The following is a 23014-nucleotide window of genomic DNA, read 5'->3' as shown; positions in this document are numbered from 1 at the left end:
CACACCTGTGAACGCCGACCCCGCTGCCCAGCTCCGCCTGCTCGACCTGCAGGCCCTCGACGCGCAGATCGACCAGCTGCGTCACCAGCGCAACAACCCGGCGGAGGCCGCGGAGATCAAGGACCTCCTCGGCAGGCGGGCCGACGTCGACGGCCGGCTGCGCGACCAGCGGATCGTGGTCGACGACCTGGCGGTCGCCCAGGCCAAGGCCGATGCCGACGTGGAGCAGGTCAAGGCCCGTCGTACCCGCGACCGGGAGCGGATGGACTCCGGAGCCGTCGGCAACCCGAAGGACCTCGAGCGGATGCAGCACGAGCTGGAGTCCCTGGAGCGCAGGATCTCGACCCTGGAGGACGAGGAGCTCGAGGTGATGGAGCAGCTCGAGGAGGCGCAGTCGGCGTTGGTCGAGCTGACCTCCGCCGTCGAGGACCTCGACGGTCGCCTCGGTCTCCTCACCACCGCCCGCGACGAGAAGCTCGCCGCCCTCGACGCCGAGATCGGCGCGGTCTCCGGCGGCCGGGCCGCGATCGTCGCGGAGATCCCCGCGGACCTGGTCGCCCTCTACGAGAAGCTCCGCGCCAGCAAGGGCGGCATCGGCGTGGGCACCCTGCGGGCCCGCCAGTGCAGCGGCTGCCAGTTGAGCCTCGACGCCGGCGAGCTCGCCGCCATCCGGGCCACGCCGCCCGAGACCGTGCTCCGGCACGAGGAGTGCCAGCGGATCCTGGTCCGCACCCCCGAGAGCGGCCTGTGACGGCTCGGTCCGGACCGGCCGTCGAGCGGGTCGTCGTCGAGGCCGACGGCGGCTCGCGCGGCAACCCCGGACCGGCGGCGTACGGTGCCGTGCTGCGCGACGCGGCGAGCGGAGCCGTGCTGGCCGAGGACGCCCGCACGCTCGGCGTCGCGACCAACAACGTCGCGGAGTACTCCGGCCTTCTCGCCGGACTCAAGCTGGCCCTCGACCACGCGCCCGGCGCCCAGGTCGAGGTGCGGATGGACTCCAAGCTCGTCGTCGAGCAGATGTCCGGGCGCTGGAGGATCAAGCACCCCGACATGCAGGTGCTTGCTGCGGAGGCGCGCACTCTCGCGCCCGCCAGCACGACGTACACCTGGGTGCCGCGCGCCCAGAACGCCCACGCCGACCGGCTGGCCAACGAGGCCCTCGACGGCACGAGGTCGGGCGTCAGCGTGCCGGGGGACGGCGTCCCCGACGAGCCGGAGTCCGCGGCGGAGGAGGCGTCCTCGCCGGCGACCGGTCCCGGCCAGCCGACCACCATCGTGCTCGTCCGGCACGGCGTCACCCCGCACACGACCGGCCGCCGGTTCTCGGGCGGGCTCGGCGGCGACAACCCGGCGCTGTCCGAGGAGGGCCGTGCCCAGGCGGCCGAGGTGGCGGCATGGCTCACCGAGCTGAAGGAGAGCATCGACGTCGTCGTGGCCTCGCCGGTGCGGCGCACGCGGGAGACCGCCGACATCGTCGCCGCCGCGCTGGGCCTCACGGTGGAGGAGGAGCCGGCCTTCGCCGAGATGGAGTTCGGCGAGTGGGACGGGCTGAGCTTCGCCGAGGTCGCCGAGCGCGACCAGGCGCGGATGGAGGCGTGGTTCGCCGACATGACGGCCGCGCCCCCGGGCGGAGAGTCGTTCGTGACCGTTCAGCAGCGGGTGCTGGCCGGCCTGGCCCGGCTGCTGGAGACCCACGCCGGCCGCACCGTCGTGCTCGTCAGCCACGTCACGCCCATCAAGACCCTGGTCGCGCATGCTCTCGACGCCCCACTGGAGACGCTGTTCCGGATGGAGCTCGCCCCCGCCGCGGTCTCGGTGCTGGCGTTCTACCCCGACCCGAGCACCGGCGAGCAGAAGGGCTCGATGCGGTTCTTCAACGCGCTCGCCCCCGGTCGGCGCACCCTGCGCGACACCGGCCGCTGGTAGCGGCTCGGTCTGCTGTCGTACCGGACATTCCTGTCGTGGATTCGCCCGAATCACGACAGGAATGTCCGGTACGACGGATCAGAGTTCGCCGACGATCACGTCGAGCTGGGTGCCGGCCCTGCCCGGCGCGCCGGCCTCGACCGTCCAGCCCAGCCGGCGGAGCGCATCGGCCAGCGCGGCGGGCGTGCGCGGGTCGGCCCCGTCCTCCAGCAGCGCCCGCACGATCCGGCCCTTGGTGGCCTTGTTGAAGTGGCTGACCACCTTGCGGGTGCCGTCGTGCTCGTGGAGCACGCGCACGGTGGCGACGCGCTTCGCAAGATCCGGTCCGGGCTTCCAGAAGCTGGCGTACATCCCCGAGCGCAGGTCGACGAGCAGCCCGCGGCCGAGCGCCTGCGCCATCGCGGCCGGCAGTGCCTCGCGCCAGACGGCCGCGACCGGGCCGAGTCGCGGGAGGGAGGCGTCGCCGGAGAGCCGGTACGACGGGATCCGGTCGCCGAGGCGCACCATGCCGAACAGGCTGGAGGCGACCGCGACCCGGGCGGTGGCGCGGCGCTTCGCGGCGGCCGAGAGCGTGGCGACATCGAGTGCGTCGTACAGGACGCCTGTGTAGATCCGGTCCGCCCGGGCGGTCGGCGCGTCCGGCAGGTCCGCGTTGCGCTCGACCAGGTCGGCCTGCCCGGCCGACAGGCCGAGGACCTCGGCCGCCTTGGCCGGGTCCTCGCGGCAGAGCGCGACGAGGGCGTCGAGGACCTCACGACGCGCGCCGGTGAGCGCGGGGGACGACAGGGCACCGAGATCGAGCGCCTGGCCCCGGCGCGGAGCGGCCTTGCCCTCGCTCGGCGGCAACAGGATCAGCACGGGGCCAACGATAAGGTCACCGGCATGCCGAGCAATCTCGTGGTCCGGGTCAAGGCGAGCTCTCCGGAGATCCAGGAGGGTCTCGCGGCCATCGCCGCCGAGCTCGACCTGCCCGAGGAGTTCCCGGCCGAGGTCACCGCCGCCGCCGAGCGGGCGGCCGCGGAGGTCGTCCTCCCCGATCTCGACCGCACCGACCTGCCGTTCCTGACCATCGACCCCGCCGGCTCGATGGACCTCGACCAGGCGCTGCACATCGAGCGGGATCGCCGAGGAGGCGAGGACGTCGGGTATGTCATCCACTACGCCATCGCCGACGTCGCCGCCTTCGTCCGCCCGGGCGACCCGGTCGACGTCGAGGCCAACCGGCGCGGCGAGACCCTGTACGGCGCCGGCACCCGGATCCCGCTGCACCCGCCGGCCCTGTCCGAGGCCGCCGCGTCGCTGCTGCCCGACGTGGTCCGCCCGGCGCTGCTGTGGACGATCCGGCTCGACGCCGAGGGCACGACGACCGATGTCCGGGTCGAGCGGGCCCGCGTGCGCTCGACCTCGCGCTGGTCGTACGTCGACGCGCAGGCCGCGCTCGACGACGGCACCGCCGGCCCCGGTGTCGAGGTGCTCCAGCTGCTCCGCGAGGTCGGGAGACTGCGCGAGCGGCAGGAGGTCGCCCGGGGCGGCATCTCGCTGCCGCTGCCCGAGCAGGAGGTCGACGAGGCCGACGACGGCTTCCATCTGGTGTTCCGCGAGCAGCTGCCCGTCGAGCTCTGGAACGCGCAGATCTCCCTGTTGACCGGGATGGGCGCCGCCTCGCTGATGGTGGGCGCGAAGGTCGGGATGCTCCGGACCCTGCCGCCGGCCGACCCGCGCGACGTCGCCCGGCTGCGCCGGGTCGCCAAGGGTCTGCGCATCTCCTGGCCCCAGGACATGGACTACCCGGACTTCGTCCGCTCGCTCGACCCGACCCTCTCCCAGCACCAGGCGATGGTCGTCGCGTGCACCCGCCTGCTGCGCGGCAGCGGCTACGCCGCCTTCGACGGCGAGCTGCCCGAGCAGACCCGGCACTCCGCGATCGCCGCCGAGTACGCCCACGTCACCGCGCCGCTGCGCCGCCTCGGCGACCGGTACGCCGGCGAGGTCTGTGTCGCGATCTGCGCCGGCACCCCCGTGCCCGACTGGGTGGTGGCGGCGCTGCCCGGGCTGCCCAAGATCCTGCAGGACTCCGCGCGCCGCGCCGGCTCCTACGAGCGGGCGGTCCTCGACCTGATCGAGGCCGCGGTGCTCGCCGACCGGGTCGGGAAGGAGTTCGACGGCGTCGTCACGAGCGTGCGCGACGACGAGACCGCCGGTGTGGTCGTGCTCGCCGAGGTCGGCGTCGAGGCCCCGGTCACCTCCGCGCAGCCCCTCCCGCTCGGTGAGGACGTCACCGTCACCCTCGCCACCGCCGACATCGCGACCCGCAAGGTCGCCTTCACCCTCCCGTGAGCCGGCCGTGAAGGTCCTCGTCACGGGCGGCGTCCGGTCCGGGAAGTCGCGCCACGCCGAGTCCCTGCTGGCCGAGGCGCCGGCGGTCACCTATGTCGCCGCCGGACCGGTGTACGACGACGCCGACTGGGCCGCGCGGATCGCGGCCCACCGTGCGCGCCGGCCCGCCACCTGGTCCACCGCCGAGACGCGCGACATCGCGGGGGTCCTCGCCGTGGCCGATGCGCCCGTGCTCGTGGACTGCCTCGGCACCTGGCTCACCGGTGTGATCGACGATGCCGGGCTGTGGGATGTGCCGGTCGAGGCGATCGAGAGCCACGTGCTCGGGCACCTCGACGCGGTGCTCGCCGCACTGACGGCGACGGGGGAGCAGGTGGTGCTGGTGACCAACGAGGTCGGCCTCGGCGTCGTACCCGAGCACCGGTCGGCGCGGCTGTTCCGCGACCTGCTCGGCACGATCAACCAGCGCGTGGCGGCCGCCTGCGACGAGGTGCACCTGGTGGTCGCGGGCCGGGTCCTGCGCCTCTGAGCTCAGGAGCGGACGAAGGGACGCCGCTCCAGGATCCGGCCGGCCAGGTCCGTCGTCATCGTCCCGACCTCGCTGTACTGGTTGCTGATGTGGAACTCCACGATGCCTCCGTACTCCGGGTCGTAGGTGAAGGAGATGCCCGGGGCGTCGGGCTCCTCGACGTTCGCGGAGCGCCGGGCCCGCGGGATGTTCGCGATCACGGCCGGCAGGTCGACCTTGCGCAGGTCGATGACCTGCTTCCGGACGGTGGTGACCACCTGCGGGTCGAAGTTCGTGGTCCAGCGCTCGTCGCTGCTCCAGCTCCACCACTGCAGGCGCCGCTTGCGGATCGGGAGGACCGCGGCGTCGGCGCTGGCCTGGGTGTGATCGGAGACCGACACGTCATAGGCCTTCCAGGTGCCGAGCGCCGCGTGGTACTCCGCGAACAGCACCTCCAGCCCCGCGACCGAGTAGAGGTCGATGTCCGGCGGCGGCTCGGGCGTGGGCGTCGGTGCCGGGATGGGAGTCGGGATCGGGCGCGGTGTGGGCGCGCTGCTCGCGGGCGCGGGACGCGGCGTCGCCCTCGGCGGGTCGTCCCCGCGGTTGAGCACGGCGAACCCGGCGCCCGCGGCCACCAGGCCGACCGCACCGAGGAGCACGGCCCGGCGGCCGGGCAGGGGCCCGGGGAGCCGCGGCGGCTCGCGGAGGTCCTCGACCAGCTCGACCAGCTCGGCCAGGGTCGCCACGCGGACCGCCATGTCGGTGCGCTCGAGCTGGTCGTCCTGGCTGATCTCGCCGCGGGCCCGGGCATCGGAGAGGGCGCTGACGGCGGCGAGCCGCTCGGTGTCGCGCGGCTCCCGGTCGGGAAGGCGGCGAAGGTGGGGAGTGTCCTCAGGCACCCGCCAGTCCTATCAGGAGGACGGCGAGCGCCAGCTCGATGCCCGCGCCGAACACGTCGCCGGTGACGCCGCCGAGGCGACGGACCGTGTGCACGGTGAGGACGGCGACGACCACCGCGGCCGCGGCCACGGTCACCGGTCCGCGGACCGGGTCGACCAGCATCGCGAGCGCGGCCAGCCCGGCCCAGCCGGCCACCGCGACGGCGACCGGCACCCGCCGGGTGAAGGTCACGCCCAGTCCGTCCTCGCGGGCCGGGGGAGCGAGCGTGCAGGCGGTGACCCAGAGCGCGGCGCGTGAGGCGCACACCGCGGCACCGGCCACGACCGCGGACCGCACCTCGCCGCCGAAGCCGACGAACCAGGTCAGCCCGGCGGCCTGCGCCCCGAGCACGAGGACCACGGCGGCGACCCCGGCCGGGCCCGCCGTACCGCTCTTCATGACGGCCAGCGACCGCTCCCGGTCGTAGGACGAGGTGAGGCCGTCGGCCACGTCGGAGAGGCCGTCGAGGTGCAGCGCGCGACTGCCGACGGCGAGGGCGGCGAGCGCGGTGAACGCGACCGCGAGGGCGGGCAGGTCGAGCCGGCCGCCGGCCCACACGAGGCCGCCGACGACGGCGCCGAGGGGGAGGACGGCGAGGGGCGCGAGCAGGAGCGCGCCGGTGGCGACGCCGGGCGTGACCCGGAGCACCGCGGGGACGCGCAGCGCCGTCAGCATCCCGATCGACAGCCGCAGGCTGCGCCCGACGACGGCGACCCTCATCCCTCGGGTCATGCCTCGTCGGGCGCCGGCGGCAGGAGGTCGGCGAGCAGCGCGACGTCGCGCAGCAGCGCCACGGCCGAGCGGAGCACCGGGACCGCCGCCACCGCGCCGGAGCCCTCGCCCAGGCGCAGCCCGAGGTCGAGGACCGGCTCCAGGCCGAGCTTCTCCAGCGCCAGCGCCTGGGCCGGCTCGGTCGAGCGATGGCCGGCCGCGAACCAGGCGGAGGCGCCGGGCGCGATCCGGTCGGCGTACAGGGCACAGGCGACGGACATCAGGCCGTCGAGCAGGACGGGTACGCCGCTCTCGGCGGCCTGCACCAGGTACCCGACGGTGGCCACCAGGTCGGCGCTGCTCAGCGCCGTCAGCGCGTCGAGCGGATCCCCGGCCTCGCTGTCGGCCCGGTCTCCCGCCCGGTCCAGCGCCTGCTGGACGAGGGCCTGCTTGCGTGTCAACGCGGCGTCGTCGACGCCGGTGCCGCGGCCGGTGACCTCCGCCGCCGGCAGCCCGAGCGCCGCGGCGACCATCGCGGCCGCCGGCGTGGTGTTGCCGATGCCCATGTCGCCGGAGAGCAGCAGCTGCGCTCCCGCCGCGATCTCCTCGCGCGCGACCGTCCGGCCCACCTCGTAGGCCCGCGCGGCCTCGTCGGCCGAGAGGGCGTCCTCGAGGTGGATGGCACCGCTGCCGCGCCGCACCTTGTGCGTCCGGACGTCCACCGGCACGCCCTCGAGGTCGTCGTCGACCCCGATGTCGAGCACACGGACGTGGACGCCGTGGGCGGCGGCGAGTGCCGAGACGCCCGCCTTGCCGAGCACGAAGGTGCGCACCATCGCCGGCGTGATCGCCGGGGGATAGGCGGAGACGCCGTGCTGCGCGACGCCGTGGTCGCCGGCGAAGATCACCAGCCGCACGTCGTCCAGCGGCCGCGGCGGCACGGCGCCCTGTGTCGCCGCGATCCAGACGCCGAGGTCACCGAGCCGGCCCAGCGCCCCGGCCGGTGTCGCCAGCCCGGCGAGGCGCTCGGCGGCAGCGGAACGGACGTCGGCATCGGGTGGTCGTACGGCGGTGCGCATGCCCCGCAACCTATCGTTCCCACCCCTATGCTCGAAGGCCATGGTCCACACCGTCCTCGTCGTGCCCGTGCCGGCGCTGGAGGGCTACGTCCGCGGACGCTGGGAGCACTACGACCCGGCCTGGGTCTCTCGTGATCCGGCCTTCACCCACGCCCACATCACCGCTCTGGCGCCCTTCCTGCCGTCGCCGGCGGAGGGCGACCTGGCCCGGCTCGCGGCGATCGCCCGCGCCTGGCCGGCCTTCGACTTCGTGCTCGACGACGTCACCGCCTTCCCGGACGGCATCGTGCACGCCGTGCCCGTGCCCGCCGGGCCCTTCGCCGAGCTCACCGCGCGGCTGTGGCGGGAGTTCCCCGAGTGCCCGCCGTACGCGGGGGAGTACGCGGACGTCGTACCCCACCTGACGCTGGACCTGCTCGGCCCCGCGGTGTCGACCGCCTCGGTGACGGCCGACCTCGCGGGACTGCTGCCGGTGCGCGCCCGCGCCGAACGGCTGGAGCTGCACCGCTACGCCGAGGGCGACTGCCGGGTGCTCGCGAGCTGGGCGCTGGGTGCCCGGCTCGACGCCGTCGCGGACGTCAGTGCGCCAGCTTGAGCCCGATCACGCAGCCGAGCAGGCCGAGCAGCAGCAGGATCCGCAGCACGCTCACCGGCTCCTGACCGCTCACCATGGCGAACACCACGGTGAGCGCGGCGCCGATCCCCACCCAGACGGCATATGCCGTCCCGACCGGCAGGGTGCGCATCGCGTACCCCAGGCCGACCATGCTCGCCACCAACGCGACCAGGAACACCACAGACGGGGCCACCTTGCTGAATCCCTCGGACCGCGACAGGGCCGTCGCCCACACCGCCTCGAGCACTCCGGACACCGCCAACACCAACCACGCCATGACAGCCACACCTCTCTCGTGGCCGTCTTGTCGCACTCCGGGTACGGCTCCATCGTCCGGCAGCCGAGAAACAGCTGTGCGTTGATCCTAGACGTGGGGCTGTGCAGTGCTAGAGTTGTCGATGTTGAAGTGGTTCCCACCTCGGGAGTCTTCTGCAGCCACAGTGGATGCAGTTCATCTTGTGCTCTTGGTCTTCGGTTCGGCTGGGCATCAGGCAAGACAGATGTCTTCAGCACCAAGCCCGGCACGTCGTCGGGTGACGAACACCAAGGAGAAAATCATGGCTCAGGGCACCGTCAAGTGGTTCAACAGCGAGAAGGGCTTCGGCTTCATCGCCCCGGCCGACGGCACCCCGGACGTCTTCGTCCACTTCTCGGCCATCCAGGGCAACGGCTACAAGTCCCTGGACGAGAACCAGCAGGTCGAGTTCGACGTCACCCAGGGCCCGAAGGGCCCGCAGGCGGAGAACGTCCACGCGATCTGACGTATCCCGTCTGACGCTTCAGAAGGCCCCCGGCACCGTTGGTGTCGGGGGCTTTCGCATGTCCGGACCTCGCTCTCAGCGGATCTCGTAGTTGGCCATCATCCCCATGTCCTCGTGCTCGAGGTTGTGGCAGTGCAGCAGGTACCGGCCACGGTAGGAGTCGAACCGGGTGATGATCCGGCGCCGGTCGTTGATGCCGAGGCTGACGACGTCCTTCCAGGCGAGGGGTCCGTCGTCGTCGAGGACCTGGAAGTGACAGTTGTGCACGTGGACCGGGTGCTGCTGGTCCGTCGTGAACTCCCAGATCTCGATGTCGCCCTGTTGCGGATCCGCCGCGACGCGGTTCGGGTCGAACAGGTGGTGGCTGATCTGGAAGGTCGGGCCGTTGGCGGTCGGGACCTTGCTGAAGAAGAACGACCGCGTGCGTACGGCGGCCGCCGGGTCGAGGTCCTCGATCGTGCTGAGCCGTGGCGGCGGGCGCCAGGCCGGCCGGTCGTCGGGGCCGGTGATCCGGAGCTCGACGAGATCGGTGGTGCCGGTGCCGCCGGAGAGGTTCTGCAGGCGCACCTTCGCGCCGACCGGGTATCGGGAGAGGTCGAGGACGACATCGACGCGCTCGGCGGGCGCCAGCACGAAGCTGCGGACCGGCATCGGGCGGCTCATCAGGCCGCCGTCGGTGCCGATCATCGTGAAGGGCTCGCCGCTCGCGGGCAGCCGGTCGACGCCGACCCGATAGTGGCGGGCGTTGCTGGCGACCGCGATCCGCAGCCGGTAGGTGCCCTGACGGACCTCGTGGAAGGGCGCGTGCACCCCGTTGACGAGCACGGTGTCGCCGAGCACGCCGTTGGCGAAGTCGGGGAGGACGCCGGGCGTCGTCGCCAGGTCGGGATCCAGGGACGGGTAGAGCAGCTGCCCGTCCGGGCCGAAGGACCGGTCGCAGAGGAGCAGGGGGATCTCGTGGTCGCCGTCGGGCAGGCCGAGTGCGGACTCCTCGTCGTCACGGTGGACGTGCAGCCCGACCAGGCCCTGCCACACCTGCGGGCCGCTGAAGTCCATCCGGTGGTCGTGGTACCAGAGCAGCCCGGCCCGCTGGTCGAGCGGGTACACGTACTCGAACTCGCCGTGGTGCACCCGGCCGCCGGGGTGGAGGTGGTGCTTCCCGCCGGTGTGCGGGGCGCCGTGCGGGAGGACGTAGTCGAGGGGGTAGCCGTCCGACTCCTGCGGCGTGTGCCCGCCGTGCAGGTGCCGCACGGTCGGCACCGGCAGCTCGTTGCGCAGCCGCACCCGCACCGACCGCCCGCGACGACTCTCGAAGAGCGGACCGGGGAAGCTGCCGTCGTACCCCCACACGGGGGTGTCGACGTCGTCGAGGATCCGCACCGTGCCCGGGCGCGCGGTCAGCTCGTAGACGTCCTCGGTCGCGGTGGTCGCGACCGGTCGCAGCGGCGTGGGGACGGGCAGAGGACGCGTGTACGGCGTGGGTCGGGTCCGCTGGCTGAGCAGGATCGGCCCGAGCTGACCGGGCTCGCTCCCGGCCTCGTAGGCGAGCTGCGGTGACGTGGTGGGGCGCCGGGTGGGGCGCTCGGCGGGGGCCGGCCGGTCGTCGCAGCCGGTCAGCGCGAGGAGCGGGGACGCCGCGGTCACGCCGCCGACTGCCCGGAGCAGCCGGCGGCGTGTCCACCCGAGCCGTGGCTCAGCCGTGGGGTCGCCCGTCAGCTGACCGTCACCTCGTGCGCCATGCCGACGGAGTAGTGCCAGATCGGCCCGTTGGCGCCCATCTTCGGCTGAGCGTCGGGGCCGGCGCCGTCCATGACCGGGATGTGGCACAGCACGACGTAGCGACCCGTGGTCAGGTCGACGTTGGTGGCGGCCGTCGCGCCCGGCGCGGTCACGGTGGCGGCGACGATGTCGGCGGCCTGGGCCATCGCCTCGTCGTCGAGCTGGAGCAGGTCATCCATCGTCCCGGTGTAGGAGTCCTTCACCTTCATCACGAGCGCCTCGTGGAAGTCCTCGCCGTCGTTGGTCAGCTGGAAGCTGGTCCTCCCGGCGGGCAAGGTGTCCGGCAGGCCCATGTAGGCCATCTCGGTGCTGCCGTCCGCGCTCGCCGCCGGTGTCTCGTGGGCCATGAAGTCGACCGGTGCGTAGTCGCACACGGTGCGACCTGCCGCGGCCGGGGCGAGCATGCTGCCGAGGAGGCTCTCGTCCTCGAGCAGCAACTTGTTGCCTGTCTGGATCACCTCGTCGAGGGTCTCGGCGACCGCGGTCGCGGCCGCCTGCTCCTCGCCGACGAGCCCGGAGGCGATGCCTCGGTAGAGCTCGGCGATCTGCGTCAGCTCCTCGTTGCTGGGGCCGTCCTCGCCCGACCCGCCGAGGTCGAGCAGCGCCGTGGCCGCCTCCAGGAGGCCGTCGCAGGCGGCCTGCTGCGTCGCCGTCAGGGTCGGCTCGGCGGTGGTCTCGGCGGTGGCGGTCGGCGTCGCCGAGTCCGTGGCCGCCGGCTCATCGTCCGAGGAGTTGCACGCGGCGAGCCCGGCCGACAGGACGGTCGCGGTCGTCAGCGCGAGCAGGGCACGGGACAGCGAGGAACGACGGGGTGTCGATCGTCCTGCTCGAGGACGATGCGGCGCACTCTTGAGGTCAGTCATGGCGTGAGCCTCGATGGCCCGATGGCCCGGTTGTCAGGTCCGCTGGTCACGACTTTCCGGGACATGGCCGGGCTTGGCCGGGCTTGGCCGGGCTTGGCCGGGGCGGCGTCCCGGGAGCGGTCGGACCGGCTCACTCCGAGGCGCCGACGGTCCGGAGCGCGAGCAGGCCGTGGTGGCGCCCGATCTGCTCCGGCGTCCAGGCCCCGGTGGGGCGGTACCACCGGGCCACGTCGATGCCGAGGGAGGTCAGGCTCGTCGCGGTCATGTCGATGTCGGCGACGTGGAACACGCCCTGGTCGACGCCGTCGCGGACCAGTTCGGCGAAGAGTCCCTGGGTGACGCGGCGCAGCGCCGCCACCTCGGCGAGGTGTGGCTCGCTGAGGGCGTTGAGCTCGTACTGGACGACGCGCGCCAGGGTGTGGAACTCCGCATGCCACCGACCGAAGCCCGTGGCCGCTGCGCGCAGCCGGTCGATGCTGGACCGATGTCGACCGACCTCCGCCTCGAGCAGGGCGTGGACCGAGCGGTGGCCGTCGAGGGAGAGCTCGAAGAGCAGGTCCTCCTTGGTCGCATAGTGCGCGTACACCACGGCCGGGCTCATGTCGGCGGCCAACGCGATGTCGCGCGTGCTCGTGCCGTGGAAGCCCCGGTCGGCGAACGAGCGGACGGCGGCGTCGAGGAGGACCGACCGGGTGTGCTCGCCGCGCACGTTGCCCCGGCGGCGCTGGGGCGCCGGGCTCTGCGACATCTGCCCTCCCGGTTCCTCGTGGCGTGCCGACCGGGCCGACTGTAGTGGGCCGGCAGGGCTGTGACGGGCGGCACAGGCGGTCGTCCTTGACGTCATGCGCCGGGAGGCGGTCCAATCATCCCCATAATCTAAGCAGTCGCTTAGAAAAGTCCGCGGCCACGCCGCGCCCCCTCAGGAGGACCTGATGCTGAAGCGCACCCTCTACGAGACCGAGCACGAGGACTTCCGCTCGGCGGTCCGCGAGTTCCTGGCCCGTGAGGCCTGGCCGCACGTCGACCGGTTCATCGACCAGCGCCAGCTGCCGCGGGAGTACTGGCTCGCCGCGGGACGGCAGGGACTCCTGGGCCTCGAGATCCCCGAGGAGTACGGCGGCTCGCTCGCCGAGGACTACCGGTTCAACGCGGTCCTCAACGAGGAGTTCGCCCACGTCAACATGGCGTTGGCGTCCTCGACCGGGATCCACTTCGACGTCGTCATGCCCTACCTGGTCCAGCTCACCACCGAGGAGCAGCGCCGCCGCTGGCTGCCCGGGTGCGTGACCGGGGAGATCGTCACCGCCATCGGCATGACCGAGCCGTCGGGTGGCTCGGACCTGGCCGCGCTGCGCACCAGCGCCGAGCGGACCGCCGGTGGCTGGGTCCTCAACGGGGCCAAGACGTTCATCACCAACGGCTACAACGCCGATCTCGTGATCGTCGCGGCGCGCACCACTCCCGGAAGCCGCAGCAGGGGCATCAGCCTGCTGGTCGTCGAGCAGGGCATGGACGGCTTCAGCCGCGGCCGCAAGCTCGACAAGGTGGGCCAGCCCGAGGCCGACACCGCCGAGCTGTTCTTCGAGAACGTGTTCGTCCCCGACGAGAACGTCATCGGTACGGTCGACGGCGGCTTCGGGCACATGATGACGTGGCTGCCGCAGGAGCGGATCGGGTCCGCGGTCACCAATGTCGCGCACGCCCGGCAGATCCTGATGGAGACCATCGAGTACGCCAAGGAGCGCCAGGCCTTCGGTGCCTCGATCGGCAGCTTCCAGCACAACAAGTTCCTGCTGGCCGACCTGGTCACCCGGATCGACGTGACCCAGGCGTTCGTCGACCAGTGCGTCCTCGCCCACACGCGCGGCGAGCTCAGCAGCGTCGAGGCGGCCAAGGCGAAGTGGTGGTCGGCCGAGGTCCAGAACCGGGTTCTCGACCACTGCGTCCAGCTGTACGGCGGCTACGGCTACATGAACGAGCAGCGGGTCGCGCGGGCCTGGCGGGACGCTCGCGTCACGAAGATCTGGGCCGGCTCGAACGAGATCATGAAGGAGCTCATCGGTCGCGAGCTCGGGCTCTGACCGACGGGGAGAGGACAGGACGGACATGGGCAACATCAGCTTCGACTTCACCGGCCGCACCGCGATCGTCACGGGAGGCGCGCGGGGGATCGGCCTCGAGATCGGACGGCACCTGCGGGCCAGCGGCGCCGCTGTCTACCTGGCCGACATCGACGAGGCCGCCGTCGGCGAGGCGGCAGCCGAGATCGGTGCCACGGGCGCGCGCATGGACGTGAGCGACAGCGAGGACGTGGAGCGCGTCGTCGCTACCGCGGTCGAGGAGACCGGCCGACTCGACATCGTCGTCAACAACGCCGGCCTGCTCCGCGACGGCGTCCTGTGGAAGACCTCCGACGCCGACTGGGACCTGGTCCAACAGGTGCACCTCGGCGGCGCGTTCCGGCTCACCCGAGCCGCCGTACCCCACTTCCGTGCGCAGAGCGGCGGGCGCGTCATCAACGTCACGTCCTACAGCGGTCTCCACGGCAACGTGGGCCAGGCGAACTACTCCGCGGCCAAGGCCGGGATCATCGGGTTCACGAAGACCGCCGCCAAGGAGCTGGCCCGCTTCGGGGTCACCGTCAACGCGATCTCGCCGAACGCCGAGACCCGGATGATCGCCTCCATCCCGGCCGACAAGCTCGCCGAGCTGGCCACGGGAATCCCGCTGGGCCGGTTCGCCGCGCCCCAGGAGATGTGCGCCGCGGTGGGCTTCCTGGCCTCCGAGGAGGCCGGCTACATCACCGGCGCGGTCCTGCCCGTCGACGGTGGGATGTCGATGTGAGCGCGCGGACGGACGACGGTCTCGTCGAGGCGACGGACGAGGGGGAGAGGCAGCCGATCGTGACCCGCTGCTCCGGACTGGCCGACCTGGTCGGCGTACCGCTGGGGCACTCGGGCTGGATCGAGGTCGACCAGGCCCGCATCGACCAGTTCGCCCACGCGACGCTGGACGACCAGTGGATCCACGTCGACGTCGAGCAGGCCGCGAACGGCCCCTTCGGCACGACGATCGCCCATGGCTACCTGACCCTCTCCCTCGTGTCGAGGTTCATCTTCGAGGCCTTCGCGGTCGACGACGTCCAGTCCGCCGTCAACTACGGTCTGGACCGGGTTCGCTTCATCGCGCCGGTGCCCTCCGGATCCCGCATCCGGGGTGAGGTGACCGTGGCCCAGGTAGACGCCCGCGGAGGTGGCTACCAGGTGAAGAGCCACGTCGTCGTGGAGTGCGATCGGTCGGAAGGACCGGTGGCCGTCGCGGACGTGCTGACGCGGTTCGTCCCGCGCTGACGGCGGTCGCGGAGGCTTCCCGCTGGGGCGAGCCGCCCTGGGGCGCCGAGTCTCGTAGTCTGCGCTCATGGCGACCTTCACGCTCACCTGCATCGGCGACGACCGGCCCGGGCTCGTGTCGGACCTGTCCGCGCCGATCCGCGCTCACGGTGCGAGCTGGAACCGCAGCCAGATGGCGCGCCTCGGCGGCAAGTTCGCCGGGATCCTGCTGCTGGACGTCCCCGATGCGAAGGCCGACGCGCTCGTCGCGGCGCTGACCGCGCTGAAGGAGGTCGGTCTGCTCGTGACGCTCGAGCGGACCGACGTGCCCGCCGACGAGCCGGCGCTGCGGATCAACCTGGAGCTGCTGGGCGCGGACCGCCCGGGCATCGTCGCCGAGATCTCCGGCGCTCTCGCCGGCAGGGGAGTGAGTATCGAGGAGCTGGTCACCGACGTCCGCGCCGCGCCGATGGCGGGCGGACATCTGTTCGAGGCGAAGGCCGTCCTCGGGGCACCATCCACGACCAGCACGCACGACCTGCGCTCGATGCTCGAAGCGATCGCGGACGAGCTGATGGTCGAGATCAATCTCTCGAACGCCGAAGACCCCGCCTCGGCGACCGGGCGGTAGCCCTCCGTGTGAGCCGGGTTCGGCCTGGGGCCATGTCGAGGGTGGACCTCGTCGACTACGTCCGTCCGTCGATCCTTGGAGGCTCCGGCCAGGGCAGTTGTCCGCTCTGACGCGCTGAGGGGTGTCATCTGTTTCTCATCATGGACTTTGACAGCCAGATGACTAAAATGAGAAACATGCCAGCACCCAGCCCGTACACGAGTCCGGAGCAACAGGCGGACCTCGGACGCCTGGGCGCCCGCCTGCGCGAACGTCGGAAGGCCCTCGGCGTCACCGTGGTCGCCTGCGCCGAAGCTGCTGGCGTGTCGCGCGTGACCGTGCACAGGATCGAGGCCGGCAACCCCTCGGTCACGATCGGCGCCTACGGCAACGTCGCAGCCGCACTCGGGCTCCACCTCGTCGTCCCGATCCTCGACGCTCCGGGATCCAAGCCGGCGACGATCGCGGTCGGCGAATACCCCGGCCTACGCACGCTGGCCTGGCAGACCGACGCCGGCACCACCATCACCGAGACAGAGGCACTCAACCTCTACGAACGCGGCTGGCGACACCTCAACCAGGAAGCCCTCACCGACCACGAGAAGGCGTTCATCCAGCACCTCGCGGACACCTACAGCAACGGGAGGCTCCTTGTTTAGGCGGCTCCACCACCAACGGGTGGCCGAGCTGCTGTCGATGCTCGACGCACCGCTCCTGGCCGAGCACAACTGCTGGTTCGGAGGCGGTACCGCGATCGTCCTCGCCAACGATGAGTTCCGCGAATCTGTCGACATCGACTTCCTGGTCTCCGACCAGCAGTCCTACCGACAGCTGCGCCAGATCGTCAGGGAGCGTGGGCTCGACGCTCTGACTACGCGCGAACTGGAGGTAGTTCGAACCCCTTCGGTTGACGGCTACGGGATCCGGGCTTCGGTGCTGGTAGCGGGGGTGGCGATCAAGTTCGAGATCATCCACGAACGCCGCATCGACCTCGACACCCCCTCGCCGACGGATGAGATCTGCGGTGTGCGGATCCTGACGCGAACCGACCAGGTCGCAAGCAAGCTGCTCGCCAACGACGACCGCTGGGCAGACACGTCGACGTTCAGCCGCGACCTCATCGACCTGGCCATGATGAAGCCAAGTGCAGCCGCCCTGCAGGCCGGCGCGCACAAGGCGGTCGAGGCGTACGGCAAGACGGTCGGCGAGAGCCTCAATAGCGCAATCTCCTACCTCCGCGAGCGCCCGCACCGTCTCGACGAATACGCCCGCGCACTGAAGATCGACGCGCCACGAGCAGCTGTCTGGCAGAGCATCCGCGACCTGTCCGCACGATCCGCCAAGATCGAAGGTCTCGGCCCGTCAATCATCGGTACAGCACGTGCGCACGATGGCGACGATGATGATGGCTGAGTAGGAAATCGCCAAAGTCGGATGACCACAACCGTCGTCGACATGACCTTGGGAGGTGGTGTTGCGGACGTTGAGGTAGGTCGCGTCGAGGTAGACGTAGGGGAACTCCCATGTGGTCCAGGGCTCGGGCGCGGAACGTGCCGACCTGCTCGTCCAGGCCGGCGCAGATCCGGGAGACCTCGGACCTGCTGATCCCGGAGTCGACCCGGACGACACCCGGGATCCCGCTGTTTCCCGACGGAGCGCGCCTGCCGTGGGCCAGGATCTCGCCATGTCTCGCAGCCCCTCCTCCCAGGCCGATCGCCCCACCGTGGGTCAGCGCCTCGTCGATGCGTCCTGGACGGTGGGCACGACGGTCGTCAGCGCGCTCCTCGTCGCCGTGAGCCTCTGGGGCGTCGGCGAGGTCTCCGGGTTCAACGACGAGGTCTTCCGAGATCTCGACTGCGGCGACTTCGACTCACAGACCGAGGCGCAGAAGGTCTATGACGATGACCCGGGCGATCCTCACGACCTGGATCCGGACCGCGACGGCGTTCCGTGCGAGCGGTGAGTGGGCCGCCTTCGCTCGTCCTGTCAGCCGCAAAGCGGAGGCAGCGTAGACGAGCCAGGGTCCGTGGCGGGTTCACTATGCACAGCGGCGAAACGGGATGCTAACGAAGGCTGATTGTCATCTCGCACCAGCTCTCCGCGTTGCTGGGCCTGATAGTCACGGTCCGTCGGGGGCCGTCATCGAGGTCGGTGAGGTGTTCGAGGACAGCGGGATAGGTACCTTCTCTCGACGGTTCGAGATCCCACGTACTGCCTTCGTAGTCCGGGAATCCGACCTGCCAGGCTCGAGCTGCCTCGTCCGCAATGGTCACGATGACCACCACACTGCCCCTGTAGTAGAGGATCGAGGAGCTGCCCGTCGCACCAGCGCAGGTCCAAACCCGGCCCCCGGGATCGGTGCGGCCGTAGAGGGCGCCGTCGATGTAGCGGTCGACGGCCATGGGGATCAAGGCCAGTCCGGCCCCGGCCACCGTGCCAGCAAGGAAGAACGCGCCGCGCGGCCGAAACCAACCCACCCGACTGAGCCTAGGGGCCTTCGGCCTCCATGCTGGCTTCTTCTGTCAGATGCCTGACTCCGTGTCTCCCGGAGATCGGGAGTCTGTTGGACGTCAGAGTGGTGATAGGGGACGGGCTGGCCTGTAAGCCGGGTTCTGTCCCCTGTTACCAAGGGGGCGACCATCCATCTAGGGCTGCCGTTGCCGACAGCCTCGAGCGACCTACCCGCACACTCGGACGAGCCGCCCTCGAACGTGTGCTGTCTGGTCTTGCTCCGGGTGGGGTTTGCCTAGCTGTGCCGGTCGCCCGGCGCACTGGTGGGCTCTTGCCCCACCGTTTCACCCTTACCCCGCCCCTCGGGAGGGGTGAGGCGGTCTGTTCTCTGTGGCACTTTCCCGCGGGTCACCCCGGGTGGGTGTTACCCACCACCCTGCTCTGTGGAGCCCGGACTTTCCTCGGGATCCGACGCCTCACGGCGATGGATCACGCGGTCGCCCGGCCAGCCCGTCCGCGGACCACTGTAGGGAACAAGACACCCTCGAGGACAGTTGAGGACCACATGAACGACATGCCCGAGATCAAGGTGCTCCCACCGATCCTGTTCCCGGGTGCGACCGAGCGGCACGAGGCGGCGTACCGGACCGCCCATGACCTCCTCTCTCGGCGGGCACCGCGCGAGGCTCTCGAGGTCCTCGAGCCCGCGCTGGAGGAGGAGCCCGACAACCGCGGGCTGCGGTCGCTGCGGGCATGGGCGTACCTCATGCGTGCCCAGCTGCAGAAGGCCGCCGACGAGCTGGCCGGGCTGGTCGCCGAGGACCCGGTCGACGCGTGGAGCCGGCACGCGCTGGGGCGGGCCCTGGAGCGGCAGTCGAGGTACGACGACGCGCTGCCGCACCTGCGACTGGCGGCGGCGATGACGGGCGACGCCGAGCACGAGTACGACGTACTGCGGGTGGAGCGGCTGGCCGGTCGCCTGCAGTAGGTTCGGATCATGTCCGCGGACAACGAGTACTGGTTCTGCCTGACCCACCACCGCGTCGAGGGCGTCGAGGGCTGTCCCAACAAGGACCGCCTCGGTCCCTATCCCACGGAGGCCGAGGCGTCCCGCGCGCTGGAGAAGGCCGCCGAGCGCACCGAGGCCTGGGACGAGGACCCGGCCTGGAACGACGAGGTCGAGGACAAGTAGTCCGTTGGCCTTCTCCCGCCGCCGCCGGATCCGCCCGGTGGCGATCGACCCTGCGACCGGGCGGCGGATCTCTCCGTGGCCGTTCGTCGGGCTGGTGCTGCTGGTCTCGTCGTTCTTCCTGTACGCCGCCGCCGGACTGCTCGCGCCGGCGTGGGCGGTCGTCGTCCTGCTGCTGACCTGGCTGGCCATGTTCGTGCTCTGCTTCGTCTGGTGGAGCTCGCACCCGAAGCGGACGGTCGTGCTCGGGATCGTCTCGTTCCTGTGGTGGTGGGCCGCCATCACCGCCGGCGGGATCCTCCTGGACTGGAGGGCCTGACCCGTCGGGGTCAGCCGCGCTTGGCGCGGAACGCCCCCGGCCCGTTGCGCAGGCCCAGCCACAGCGCGGCCTCGGCCCAGGAGCGGTCGGGGTCGGGCTCCTTGCCGGCGCCCAGCCGGTGCAGCTGGTCGGTGTGCCAGGACAGGTCGAGCGCGCCGTCGAGCTGCTTGAGATTGGCGACCTTGCCGAGCACCGGCCGCAGGCCGGCCTTCACCCGCGCGCTCGGCAGCGTGGTGAGGCCGTGCTGCAGGATCGCACGTGGGGCGTCGGGGAGCAGGCAGGTCGGGCGGCCCAGGCCCACGATGTCGCAGTCGTCGGACGCGACAGCGGCCTCCATGGCGGCGGTGGAGCGGAAGCCGCCCGTCACGGCGATCGGTACGTCGCCGGCCAGATCGCGCACCGACGCGGCGTACTCCAGGAAGTAGGCCTCCCGCGCGGCGGTCGAGGCGCGCATCGTGCCCATCATCGCGGGGGCCTCGTAGGAGCCGCCGCTGATCTCGATCAGGTCGATGCCGTCGGCGACGAGCGCCCGGACGACCTCGCGGGACTCCTCCTCGGTGAACCCACCGCGCTGGAAGTCCGCGGAGTTGAGCTTGATCCCGATCCCGAACCCGCGCGACGTCGTCGCCCGGATCGCGCGCAGCACCTCGAGCACGAACCGGCGGCGCCGCTCGGGGTCGCCGCCCCAGGCGTCGTCGCGCTGGTTGGTGCGCGGGGAGAGGAACTGGGTGACCAGGTAGCCGTGCGCGCCGTGGATCTGCACGCCCGCGAAGCCGGCCTGCTCCGCGACGGCCGCGGCGGCGGCGTACCGGTCGACGATCTCGCGGATCTCGGCGTCCTCCAGCGCCCGCGGCCTCACCGAACCCGGCACCTTGGCCTGGATCGCGCTCGGCGCGACCGGGCGGTTGCGGCCGACGAGGGCGTTGGCCTGGCGGCCCGGGTGGTTGACCTGCATCCACAGGGGAGTGCCGCCGTCCTGGAAGCCGGACGCCCACGCCCGCAGCCGGTCGAGGTGGCGGTCGTCCTCGATCACCACGTTGCCGGGCTCTCCGAGATGACGGCGGTCGACCATCACGTTCCCGGTGACGACCAGGCCGTAGCCACCGCCCGCCCAGCGCCCGTAGAGCCGCTCCAGCCGTTCCGACGGCCCGCCGTCGCGGTCGCCCAGCGACTCGCTCAGCGCCGACTTCATGAACCGGTTGGCGAGCTTCTGTCCGCTGGGCAGCGCGATCGGCGAGCCGAGGTGCGTGGTCATGCGGAGACCTGCTTCCGGGAGGTGGGCGGTAGCGAGGCGGGGGCCTTGAGCGAGGCGGTGAGCCGGCGCGACACGGCCGCGAACGGACGCTGGTACGCCGCCCCGAGGGCGCGCACGACGAGGTCGACCGCGACGGCGTCGGCTCCGATGAGCACCTTGGGCCGTCGGTGGCGCACCCCGCGCAGGATGGTGCGTGCCGCGGACTCGGGGGAGGTGCGGGTGAGCCTCTCCTCGAAGACCCGGGCGATGCCGGAGATGTCGGCGGCGTTGCTGGCTGTCGCGTTGTTGACGATATTGGTCCGGATCCCGCCGGGGTGGACGCACGTGACGCCGACGGGACGGCCGTCGACGAGCATCTCCTGGCGCAGTGCCTCGGTGAACCCCCGCACCGCGAACTTCGCGGCGTTGTAGGAGCTCTGCGTCGGCACGCCGAACAGGCCGAAGATGCTGGAGATGTTGACGACGTGACCATCGCCCGAGGCGGTCAGGTGGGGGAGGAACGCCTTGGTGCCGTGGACGACGCCCCAGAAGTCGACGTCGAGGACCTTCTCGATGTCCTCGTAGGGGCTCTCCTCGACGGTCCCGAAGATGGTGATGCCGGCGTTGTTGACGATCAGGTTGACGCTGCCGAAGTGGGCGGCGATCGCGTCGGCCCACGCGTGCACGGCCGCCCGGTCCCGTACGTCGAGCACCGTGCTGTGCGGCGTTGCGCCTCGCTCCTCGAGGAGGGTCACGGTCTCGGCGAGGCCGGCGGCGTCCCAGTCGCTGATCGCGACCCGCGCCCCCTCGCCCGCGAGCTGGAGGGCGAGCGCCCGGCCGATGCCCGACCCCGCGCCGGTGACGGCGGCGACCTTGTCCCGGAAGTCCTTCATGGCCGGCAACCTAGTTGCCAGTCAGGCGACTTGACAAGTCATTCGACTTGCAAATGCGGCGAGACGTGCGCCACGATCGCGCCATGGCAGCGGGGACGACCGGAGGGACGGCCAGGGGGACGAACGGCGGCCGCCGCCAGGTCGACCGCCGCGCCGCGACCACCGAGCGGCTCCTGGACGCGACCATCGAGTGCCTCGCCGAGGACGGGTACGTCGCCACGACCACCCGCCGCGTCGCCGAGCGCGCCGGCGTCAGTCAGGGGGCCCAACAGCACTACTTCCCGACCAAGGCCGCCCTCGTCGACGCCGCCATGGTCCGCCTCGTCGAGCAGCTCCTCGTCGACGCCGGCACCCGTGGCCTCGACGTCGGCACCGAGCGTGAGCGCGCCGGCGCGCTGCTCGACCTGATCTGGGAGATCCACCATCTCCCGATCACCCCCGCCGTCCTCGAGCTCTTCAACGTCGCCCGCACCGAGCCGGCCCTCGCCCAGCGGGTCGCCGAGATCGTGTGCGGCGGCATGGGTGAGGTCCAGGGCATCGCCGCCGGCGCCCTGCCGTCGTACGCCGGGCGAGACGGGTTCGCCGACTTCGTCCAGATCGCCATGGCCACGGTCCGCGGCACGGTCCTGGTCGCCGCCATCCCCGGCGCCGCCGGCGCGCACCCCACCTGGCCCGTGCTGCGGGCGCACCTGCTCGAGAGCCTGGAGCGGCTGTGACGGCACCCGGCGCGGGCGGGCAGCTGTGGGGCAGGATGTCCCCATGGCCATCCACATCACCGACGACCCGGCGGCCGACGAGCTGCTGAGCTCCAATCCCTTCGCCCTGCTGGTCGGGATGATGCTCGACCAGCAGTACCCGATGGAGCACGCCTTCATGGGTCCGCAGAAGGTGGTCGGCCGGTTCGGCAGCTTCGACCCGGCGGCGATCGCGGCGGCGGACCCGGAGGAGTTCGCGGCGCTGTGCTCGACCACGCCGGCGATCCACCGGTTCCCGGGCTCGATGGCGGCCCGGCTGCAGGAGCTGGCCCGCATCGTGGTGGAGCAGTACGGCGGCGACGCCTCACGGCTGTGGACGGAGGCCGTCGACGGGAAGGACCTGCTCAAGCGGATCCAGGCGCTGCCGGGGTTCGGGGCCCAGAAGGCCAAGATCTTCACCGCCCTGGTGGCCAAGCAGCTCGACGTCCGGCCGGCGGGCTGGGAGAAGGCGGCGGGGGACTACGCGCTGGCGGGCTTCCGCTCGGTCGCCGACGTGGTGGACCCCGTGTCGCTGCAGAAGGTGCGTGACTACAAGAAGGCGGCGAAGGCCGCCGCCAAGGCGGGCTGAGCCCCGGTTCCTGAGCGGGACCTGAGCCTGTGCTGAACCGGCGCTGAGCCCCGATGGGCGAGGGGCTGGGGACGTCGTGGCAGAATGTCGGAAGCGGTCTTGACACCTCCGGTCTTTGCCGCGCCCTAGAACCGTCAGCATCGAGAG

At 71.8% G+C, this 23014-nt stretch carries 29 protein-coding genes, 1 other RNA gene, 1 pseudogene and 1 riboswitch; of the genes and pseudogenes, 18 read left to right on the top strand and 13 right to left on the bottom strand.

The annotated features are described in order from the left end of the window. Nucleotides 1–7 precede the first annotated feature (7 nt). Nucleotides 8–751, top strand: coding sequence for a zinc ribbon domain-containing protein (locus KVF89_RS12490; RefSeq protein ID WP_257425888.1), 744 nt, complete (start codon nt 8–10; stop codon nt 749–751). After that, on the top strand, nt 748–1926 hold the full coding sequence (locus KVF89_RS12485; protein ID WP_257425887.1) for a bifunctional RNase H/acid phosphatase: 1179 nt from the start codon (nt 748–750) through the stop codon (nt 1924–1926). The genes KVF89_RS12490 and KVF89_RS12485 overlap by 4 nt, the downstream gene beginning before the upstream one ends. Nucleotides 1927–2004: 78 nt before the next feature. On the opposite strand, the gene yaaA is transcribed toward KVF89_RS12485, so the two are convergent. Next, a complete protein-coding gene (gene yaaA, locus KVF89_RS12480) occupies nt 2005–2784 on the bottom strand; it encodes a peroxide stress protein YaaA (RefSeq protein ID WP_257425886.1) in 780 nt (259 codons plus the stop codon). Between the two features lie 24 nt (nt 2785–2808). On the opposite strand from yaaA, the gene KVF89_RS12475 reads away from it, so the two are divergent. Then, nucleotides 2809–4263 carry an RNB domain-containing ribonuclease gene (locus tag KVF89_RS12475; protein ID WP_257425885.1) on the top strand — a complete coding sequence of 485 codons (1455 nt, stop codon included), beginning with the start codon at nt 2809–2811 and terminating at the stop codon, nt 4261–4263. 7 nt (nt 4264–4270) lie between these two features. Beyond that, nucleotides 4271–4792, top strand: a complete 522-nt coding sequence (cobU, locus tag KVF89_RS12470) for a bifunctional adenosylcobinamide kinase/adenosylcobinamide-phosphate guanylyltransferase (RefSeq protein ID WP_257425884.1) — start codon at nt 4271–4273, stop codon at nt 4790–4792. Nucleotides 4793–4794: 2 nt separating this feature from the next. Here the strand turns inward: cobU and KVF89_RS30030 are convergent, their stop codons facing one another. Genes KVF89_RS30030 through cobT form a run of 3 tightly spaced genes read right to left on the bottom strand, consistent with a single transcriptional unit; the run spans nt 4795 to nt 7500 of the window. Next, nucleotides 4795–5670: a DUF1707 domain-containing protein gene (locus tag KVF89_RS30030; protein WP_273475470.1), complete on the bottom strand. Its 876-nt coding sequence runs from the start codon at nt 5668–5670 to the stop codon at nt 4795–4797. Next, nucleotides 5663–6430 carry an adenosylcobinamide-GDP ribazoletransferase gene (locus tag KVF89_RS12455; protein WP_257425882.1) on the bottom strand — a complete coding sequence of 256 codons (768 nt, stop codon included), beginning with the start codon at nt 6428–6430 and terminating at the stop codon, nt 5663–5665. Before KVF89_RS12455 ends, KVF89_RS30030 begins: the two co-directional genes overlap by 8 nt. Before the next feature lie 8 nt (nt 6431–6438). Then, nucleotides 6439–7500, bottom strand: coding sequence for a nicotinate-nucleotide--dimethylbenzimidazole phosphoribosyltransferase (gene cobT / locus KVF89_RS12450; RefSeq protein WP_257425881.1), 1062 nt, complete (start codon nt 7498–7500; stop codon nt 6439–6441). 40 nt (nt 7501–7540) lie between these two features. Between cobT and KVF89_RS12445 the strand changes: the two genes are divergently transcribed. After that, nucleotides 7541–8095, top strand: a complete 555-nt coding sequence (locus KVF89_RS12445) for a 2'-5' RNA ligase family protein (RefSeq protein ID WP_257425880.1) — start codon at nt 7541–7543, stop codon at nt 8093–8095. Here the strand turns inward: KVF89_RS12445 and KVF89_RS12440 are convergent. Further along, nucleotides 8079–8393, bottom strand: a complete 315-nt coding sequence (locus tag KVF89_RS12440; protein WP_257425879.1) for a DMT family transporter — start codon at nt 8391–8393, stop codon at nt 8079–8081. The two genes, KVF89_RS12445 and KVF89_RS12440, sit on opposite strands and share 17 nt — an antisense overlap. A gap of 17 nt (nt 8394–8410) precedes the next feature. After that, nucleotides 8411–8473: riboswitch (guanidine-III (ykkC-III) riboswitch) on the bottom strand. Nucleotides 8474–8673: 200 nt separating this feature from the next. On the opposite strand from KVF89_RS12440, the gene cspE reads away from it, so the two are divergent. Next, a complete protein-coding gene (gene cspE / locus KVF89_RS12435) occupies nt 8674–8877 on the top strand; it encodes a transcription antiterminator/RNA stability regulator CspE (RefSeq protein WP_257425878.1) in 204 nt (67 codons plus the stop codon). A gap of 75 nt (nt 8878–8952) precedes the next feature. Here cspE and KVF89_RS12430 read toward each other — a convergent pair whose 3' ends face one another. The 3 genes from KVF89_RS12430 to KVF89_RS12420 all read right to left on the bottom strand — a co-directional run bounded on the left by KVF89_RS12430 (nt 8953) and on the right by KVF89_RS12420 (nt 12267). Further along, nucleotides 8953–10521 (bottom strand): multicopper oxidase family protein, encoded by a 1569-nt coding sequence (locus KVF89_RS12430; protein ID WP_257425877.1) that lies wholly within the window; start codon nt 10519–10521, stop codon nt 8953–8955. Between the two features lie 68 nt (nt 10522–10589). Beyond that, nucleotides 10590–11519, bottom strand: a complete 930-nt coding sequence (locus KVF89_RS12425) for a hypothetical protein (RefSeq protein ID WP_257425876.1) — start codon at nt 11517–11519, stop codon at nt 10590–10592. 130 nt (nt 11520–11649) lie between these two features. Continuing rightward, nucleotides 11650–12267 carry a TetR/AcrR family transcriptional regulator gene (locus KVF89_RS12420; protein WP_257425875.1) on the bottom strand — a complete coding sequence of 206 codons (618 nt, stop codon included), beginning with the start codon at nt 12265–12267 and terminating at the stop codon, nt 11650–11652. A 187-nt stretch (nt 12268–12454) separates the two neighbouring features. Here KVF89_RS12420 and KVF89_RS12415 point away from each other — a divergent pair, with 187 nt between their 5' ends. The 6 genes from KVF89_RS12415 (at nt 12455) to KVF89_RS12390 (ending at nt 16871) form a co-directional block, all read left to right on the top strand. Further along, nucleotides 12455–13600, top strand: a complete 1146-nt coding sequence (locus KVF89_RS12415; protein WP_257425952.1) for an acyl-CoA dehydrogenase family protein — start codon at nt 12455–12457, stop codon at nt 13598–13600. A 25-nt stretch (nt 13601–13625) separates the two neighbouring features. After that, the gene (locus tag KVF89_RS12410; RefSeq protein WP_257425874.1) at nt 13626–14363 is read left to right on the top strand and encodes an SDR family NAD(P)-dependent oxidoreductase; all 738 of its coding nucleotides are present in this window, start codon (nt 13626–13628) and stop codon (nt 14361–14363) included. Beyond that, nucleotides 14360–14869, top strand: coding sequence for a MaoC family dehydratase (locus tag KVF89_RS12405; protein ID WP_257425873.1), 510 nt, complete (start codon nt 14360–14362; stop codon nt 14867–14869). Before KVF89_RS12410 ends, KVF89_RS12405 begins: the two co-directional genes overlap by 4 nt. A 67-nt stretch (nt 14870–14936) precedes the next feature. Further along, entirely contained in the window at nt 14937–15479 is a 543-nt protein-coding gene (locus tag KVF89_RS12400) for a glycine cleavage system transcriptional repressor (protein ID WP_257425872.1), read from the top strand. A gap of 176 nt (nt 15480–15655) precedes the next feature. Further along, complete coding sequence (locus tag KVF89_RS12395; RefSeq protein ID WP_257425871.1) at nt 15656–16117, top strand: helix-turn-helix domain-containing protein; 462 nt, start codon at nt 15656–15658, stop codon at nt 16115–16117. Between the two features lie 19 nt (nt 16118–16136). Then, nucleotides 16137–16871 carry a nucleotidyl transferase AbiEii/AbiGii toxin family protein gene (locus KVF89_RS12390; RefSeq protein WP_257425870.1) on the top strand — a complete coding sequence of 245 codons (735 nt, stop codon included), beginning with the start codon at nt 16137–16139 and terminating at the stop codon, nt 16869–16871. 48 nt (nt 16872–16919) lie between these two features. Here KVF89_RS12390 and KVF89_RS12385 read toward each other — a convergent pair. Continuing rightward, nucleotides 16920–17076, bottom strand: a pseudogene (locus KVF89_RS12385) (transposase); the annotation flags it as partial. A gap of 66 nt (nt 17077–17142) precedes the next feature. Here KVF89_RS12385 and KVF89_RS12380 point away from each other — a divergent pair. Continuing rightward, nucleotides 17143–17421 (top strand): excalibur calcium-binding domain-containing protein, encoded by a 279-nt coding sequence (locus KVF89_RS12380; protein ID WP_257425869.1) that lies wholly within the window; start codon nt 17143–17145, stop codon nt 17419–17421. Between the two features lie 100 nt (nt 17422–17521). On the opposite strand, the gene KVF89_RS12375 is transcribed toward KVF89_RS12380, so the two are convergent. Both KVF89_RS12375 and rnpB read right to left on the bottom strand, forming a co-directional pair. Continuing rightward, nucleotides 17522–17935 (bottom strand): hypothetical protein, encoded by a 414-nt coding sequence (locus KVF89_RS12375; RefSeq protein ID WP_257425868.1) that lies wholly within the window; start codon nt 17933–17935, stop codon nt 17522–17524. A 108-nt stretch (nt 17936–18043) separates the two neighbouring features. Next, an RNA gene (gene rnpB, locus KVF89_RS12370) (RNase P RNA component class A) lies at nt 18044–18422 on the bottom strand. 52 nt (nt 18423–18474) lie between these two features. Here rnpB and KVF89_RS12365 point away from each other — a divergent pair. Genes KVF89_RS12365 through KVF89_RS12355 form a run of 3 tightly spaced genes read left to right on the top strand, consistent with a single transcriptional unit; the run spans nt 18475 to nt 19417 of the window. Beyond that, the gene (locus KVF89_RS12365) at nt 18475–18897 is read left to right on the top strand and encodes a tetratricopeptide repeat protein (protein WP_257425867.1); all 423 of its coding nucleotides are present in this window, start codon (nt 18475–18477) and stop codon (nt 18895–18897) included. A 9-nt stretch (nt 18898–18906) separates the two neighbouring features. Then, nucleotides 18907–19101, top strand: coding sequence for a hypothetical protein (locus KVF89_RS12360; RefSeq protein WP_257425866.1), 195 nt, complete (start codon nt 18907–18909; stop codon nt 19099–19101). Nucleotides 19102–19138: 37 nt separating this feature from the next. Continuing rightward, nucleotides 19139–19417: a hypothetical protein gene (locus tag KVF89_RS12355; RefSeq protein ID WP_257425865.1), complete on the top strand. Its 279-nt coding sequence runs from the start codon at nt 19139–19141 to the stop codon at nt 19415–19417. 10 nt (nt 19418–19427) lie between these two features. On the opposite strand, the gene KVF89_RS12350 is transcribed toward KVF89_RS12355, so the two are convergent. Together KVF89_RS12350 and KVF89_RS12345 are read right to left on the bottom strand one after the other, a co-directional pair. Next, nucleotides 19428–20672 carry an NADH:flavin oxidoreductase/NADH oxidase family protein gene (locus tag KVF89_RS12350; protein WP_257425864.1) on the bottom strand — a complete coding sequence of 415 codons (1245 nt, stop codon included), beginning with the start codon at nt 20670–20672 and terminating at the stop codon, nt 19428–19430. Then, entirely contained in the window at nt 20669–21544 is an 876-nt protein-coding gene (locus KVF89_RS12345) for an SDR family NAD(P)-dependent oxidoreductase (protein WP_257425863.1), read from the bottom strand. The genes KVF89_RS12350 and KVF89_RS12345 overlap by 4 nt, the downstream gene beginning before the upstream one ends. An 83-nt stretch (nt 21545–21627) precedes the next feature. On the opposite strand from KVF89_RS12345, the gene KVF89_RS12340 reads away from it, so the two are divergent. Next, nucleotides 21628–22260 carry a TetR/AcrR family transcriptional regulator gene (locus KVF89_RS12340; RefSeq protein ID WP_257425862.1) on the top strand — a complete coding sequence of 211 codons (633 nt, stop codon included), beginning with the start codon at nt 21628–21630 and terminating at the stop codon, nt 22258–22260. Between the two features lie 43 nt (nt 22261–22303). Continuing rightward, on the top strand, nt 22304–22867 hold the full coding sequence (locus tag KVF89_RS12335) for an HhH-GPD-type base excision DNA repair protein (RefSeq protein WP_257425861.1): 564 nt from the start codon (nt 22304–22306) through the stop codon (nt 22865–22867). Nucleotides 22868–23014 lie beyond the last annotated feature (147 nt).

The sequence above is a fragment of the Nocardioides carbamazepini genome (assembly GCF_024614185.1).
GTDB lineage: Bacteria > Actinomycetota > Actinomycetes > Propionibacteriales > Nocardioidaceae > Nocardioides > Nocardioides carbamazepini.
The sequence above is the reverse complement of the archived record's forward strand: the minus strand, read 5'-3'. Positions and strand labels throughout refer to the sequence as shown.

Excerpts from the sequence above, each read along its gene's own strand:
- KVF89_RS12475 (WP_257425885.1), top strand. The coding sequence starts at position 2,809 with ATGCCGAGCAATCTCGTGGTCCGGGTCAAGGCGAGCTCTCCGGAGATC.
- KVF89_RS12455 (WP_257425882.1), bottom strand. The coding sequence starts at position 6,430 with ATGAGGGTCGCCGTCGTCGGGCGCAGCCTGCGGCTGTCGATCGGGATG.
- cobT (WP_257425881.1), bottom strand. The coding sequence starts at position 7,500 with ATGCGCACCGCCGTACGACCACCCGATGCCGACGTCCGTTCCGCTGCC.
- KVF89_RS12445 (WP_257425880.1), top strand. The coding sequence starts at position 7,541 with ATGGTCCACACCGTCCTCGTCGTGCCCGTGCCGGCGCTGGAGGGCTAC.
- KVF89_RS12440 (WP_257425879.1), bottom strand. The coding sequence starts at position 8,393 with ATGGCGTGGTTGGTGTTGGCGGTGTCCGGAGTGCTCGAGGCGGTGTGG.
- cspE (WP_257425878.1), top strand. The coding sequence starts at position 8,674 with ATGGCTCAGGGCACCGTCAAGTGGTTCAACAGCGAGAAGGGCTTCGGC.
- KVF89_RS12425 (WP_257425876.1), bottom strand. The coding sequence starts at position 11,519 with ATGACTGACCTCAAGAGTGCGCCGCATCGTCCTCGAGCAGGACGATCG.
- KVF89_RS12420 (WP_257425875.1), bottom strand. The coding sequence starts at position 12,267 with ATGTCGCAGAGCCCGGCGCCCCAGCGCCGCCGGGGCAACGTGCGCGGC.
- KVF89_RS12410 (WP_257425874.1), top strand. The coding sequence starts at position 13,626 with ATGGGCAACATCAGCTTCGACTTCACCGGCCGCACCGCGATCGTCACG.
- KVF89_RS12400 (WP_257425872.1), top strand. The coding sequence starts at position 14,937 with ATGGCGACCTTCACGCTCACCTGCATCGGCGACGACCGGCCCGGGCTC.
- KVF89_RS12395 (WP_257425871.1), top strand. The coding sequence starts at position 15,656 with ATGCCAGCACCCAGCCCGTACACGAGTCCGGAGCAACAGGCGGACCTC.
- KVF89_RS12380 (WP_257425869.1), top strand. The coding sequence starts at position 17,143 with ATGTCTCGCAGCCCCTCCTCCCAGGCCGATCGCCCCACCGTGGGTCAG.
- KVF89_RS12365 (WP_257425867.1), top strand. The coding sequence starts at position 18,475 with ATGAACGACATGCCCGAGATCAAGGTGCTCCCACCGATCCTGTTCCCG.
- KVF89_RS12360 (WP_257425866.1), top strand. The coding sequence starts at position 18,907 with ATGTCCGCGGACAACGAGTACTGGTTCTGCCTGACCCACCACCGCGTC.
- KVF89_RS12350 (WP_257425864.1), bottom strand. The coding sequence starts at position 20,672 with ATGACCACGCACCTCGGCTCGCCGATCGCGCTGCCCAGCGGACAGAAG.
- KVF89_RS12345 (WP_257425863.1), bottom strand. The coding sequence starts at position 21,544 with ATGAAGGACTTCCGGGACAAGGTCGCCGCCGTCACCGGCGCGGGGTCG.
- KVF89_RS12340 (WP_257425862.1), top strand. The coding sequence starts at position 21,628 with ATGGCAGCGGGGACGACCGGAGGGACGGCCAGGGGGACGAACGGCGGC.
- KVF89_RS12335 (WP_257425861.1), top strand. The coding sequence starts at position 22,304 with ATGGCCATCCACATCACCGACGACCCGGCGGCCGACGAGCTGCTGAGC.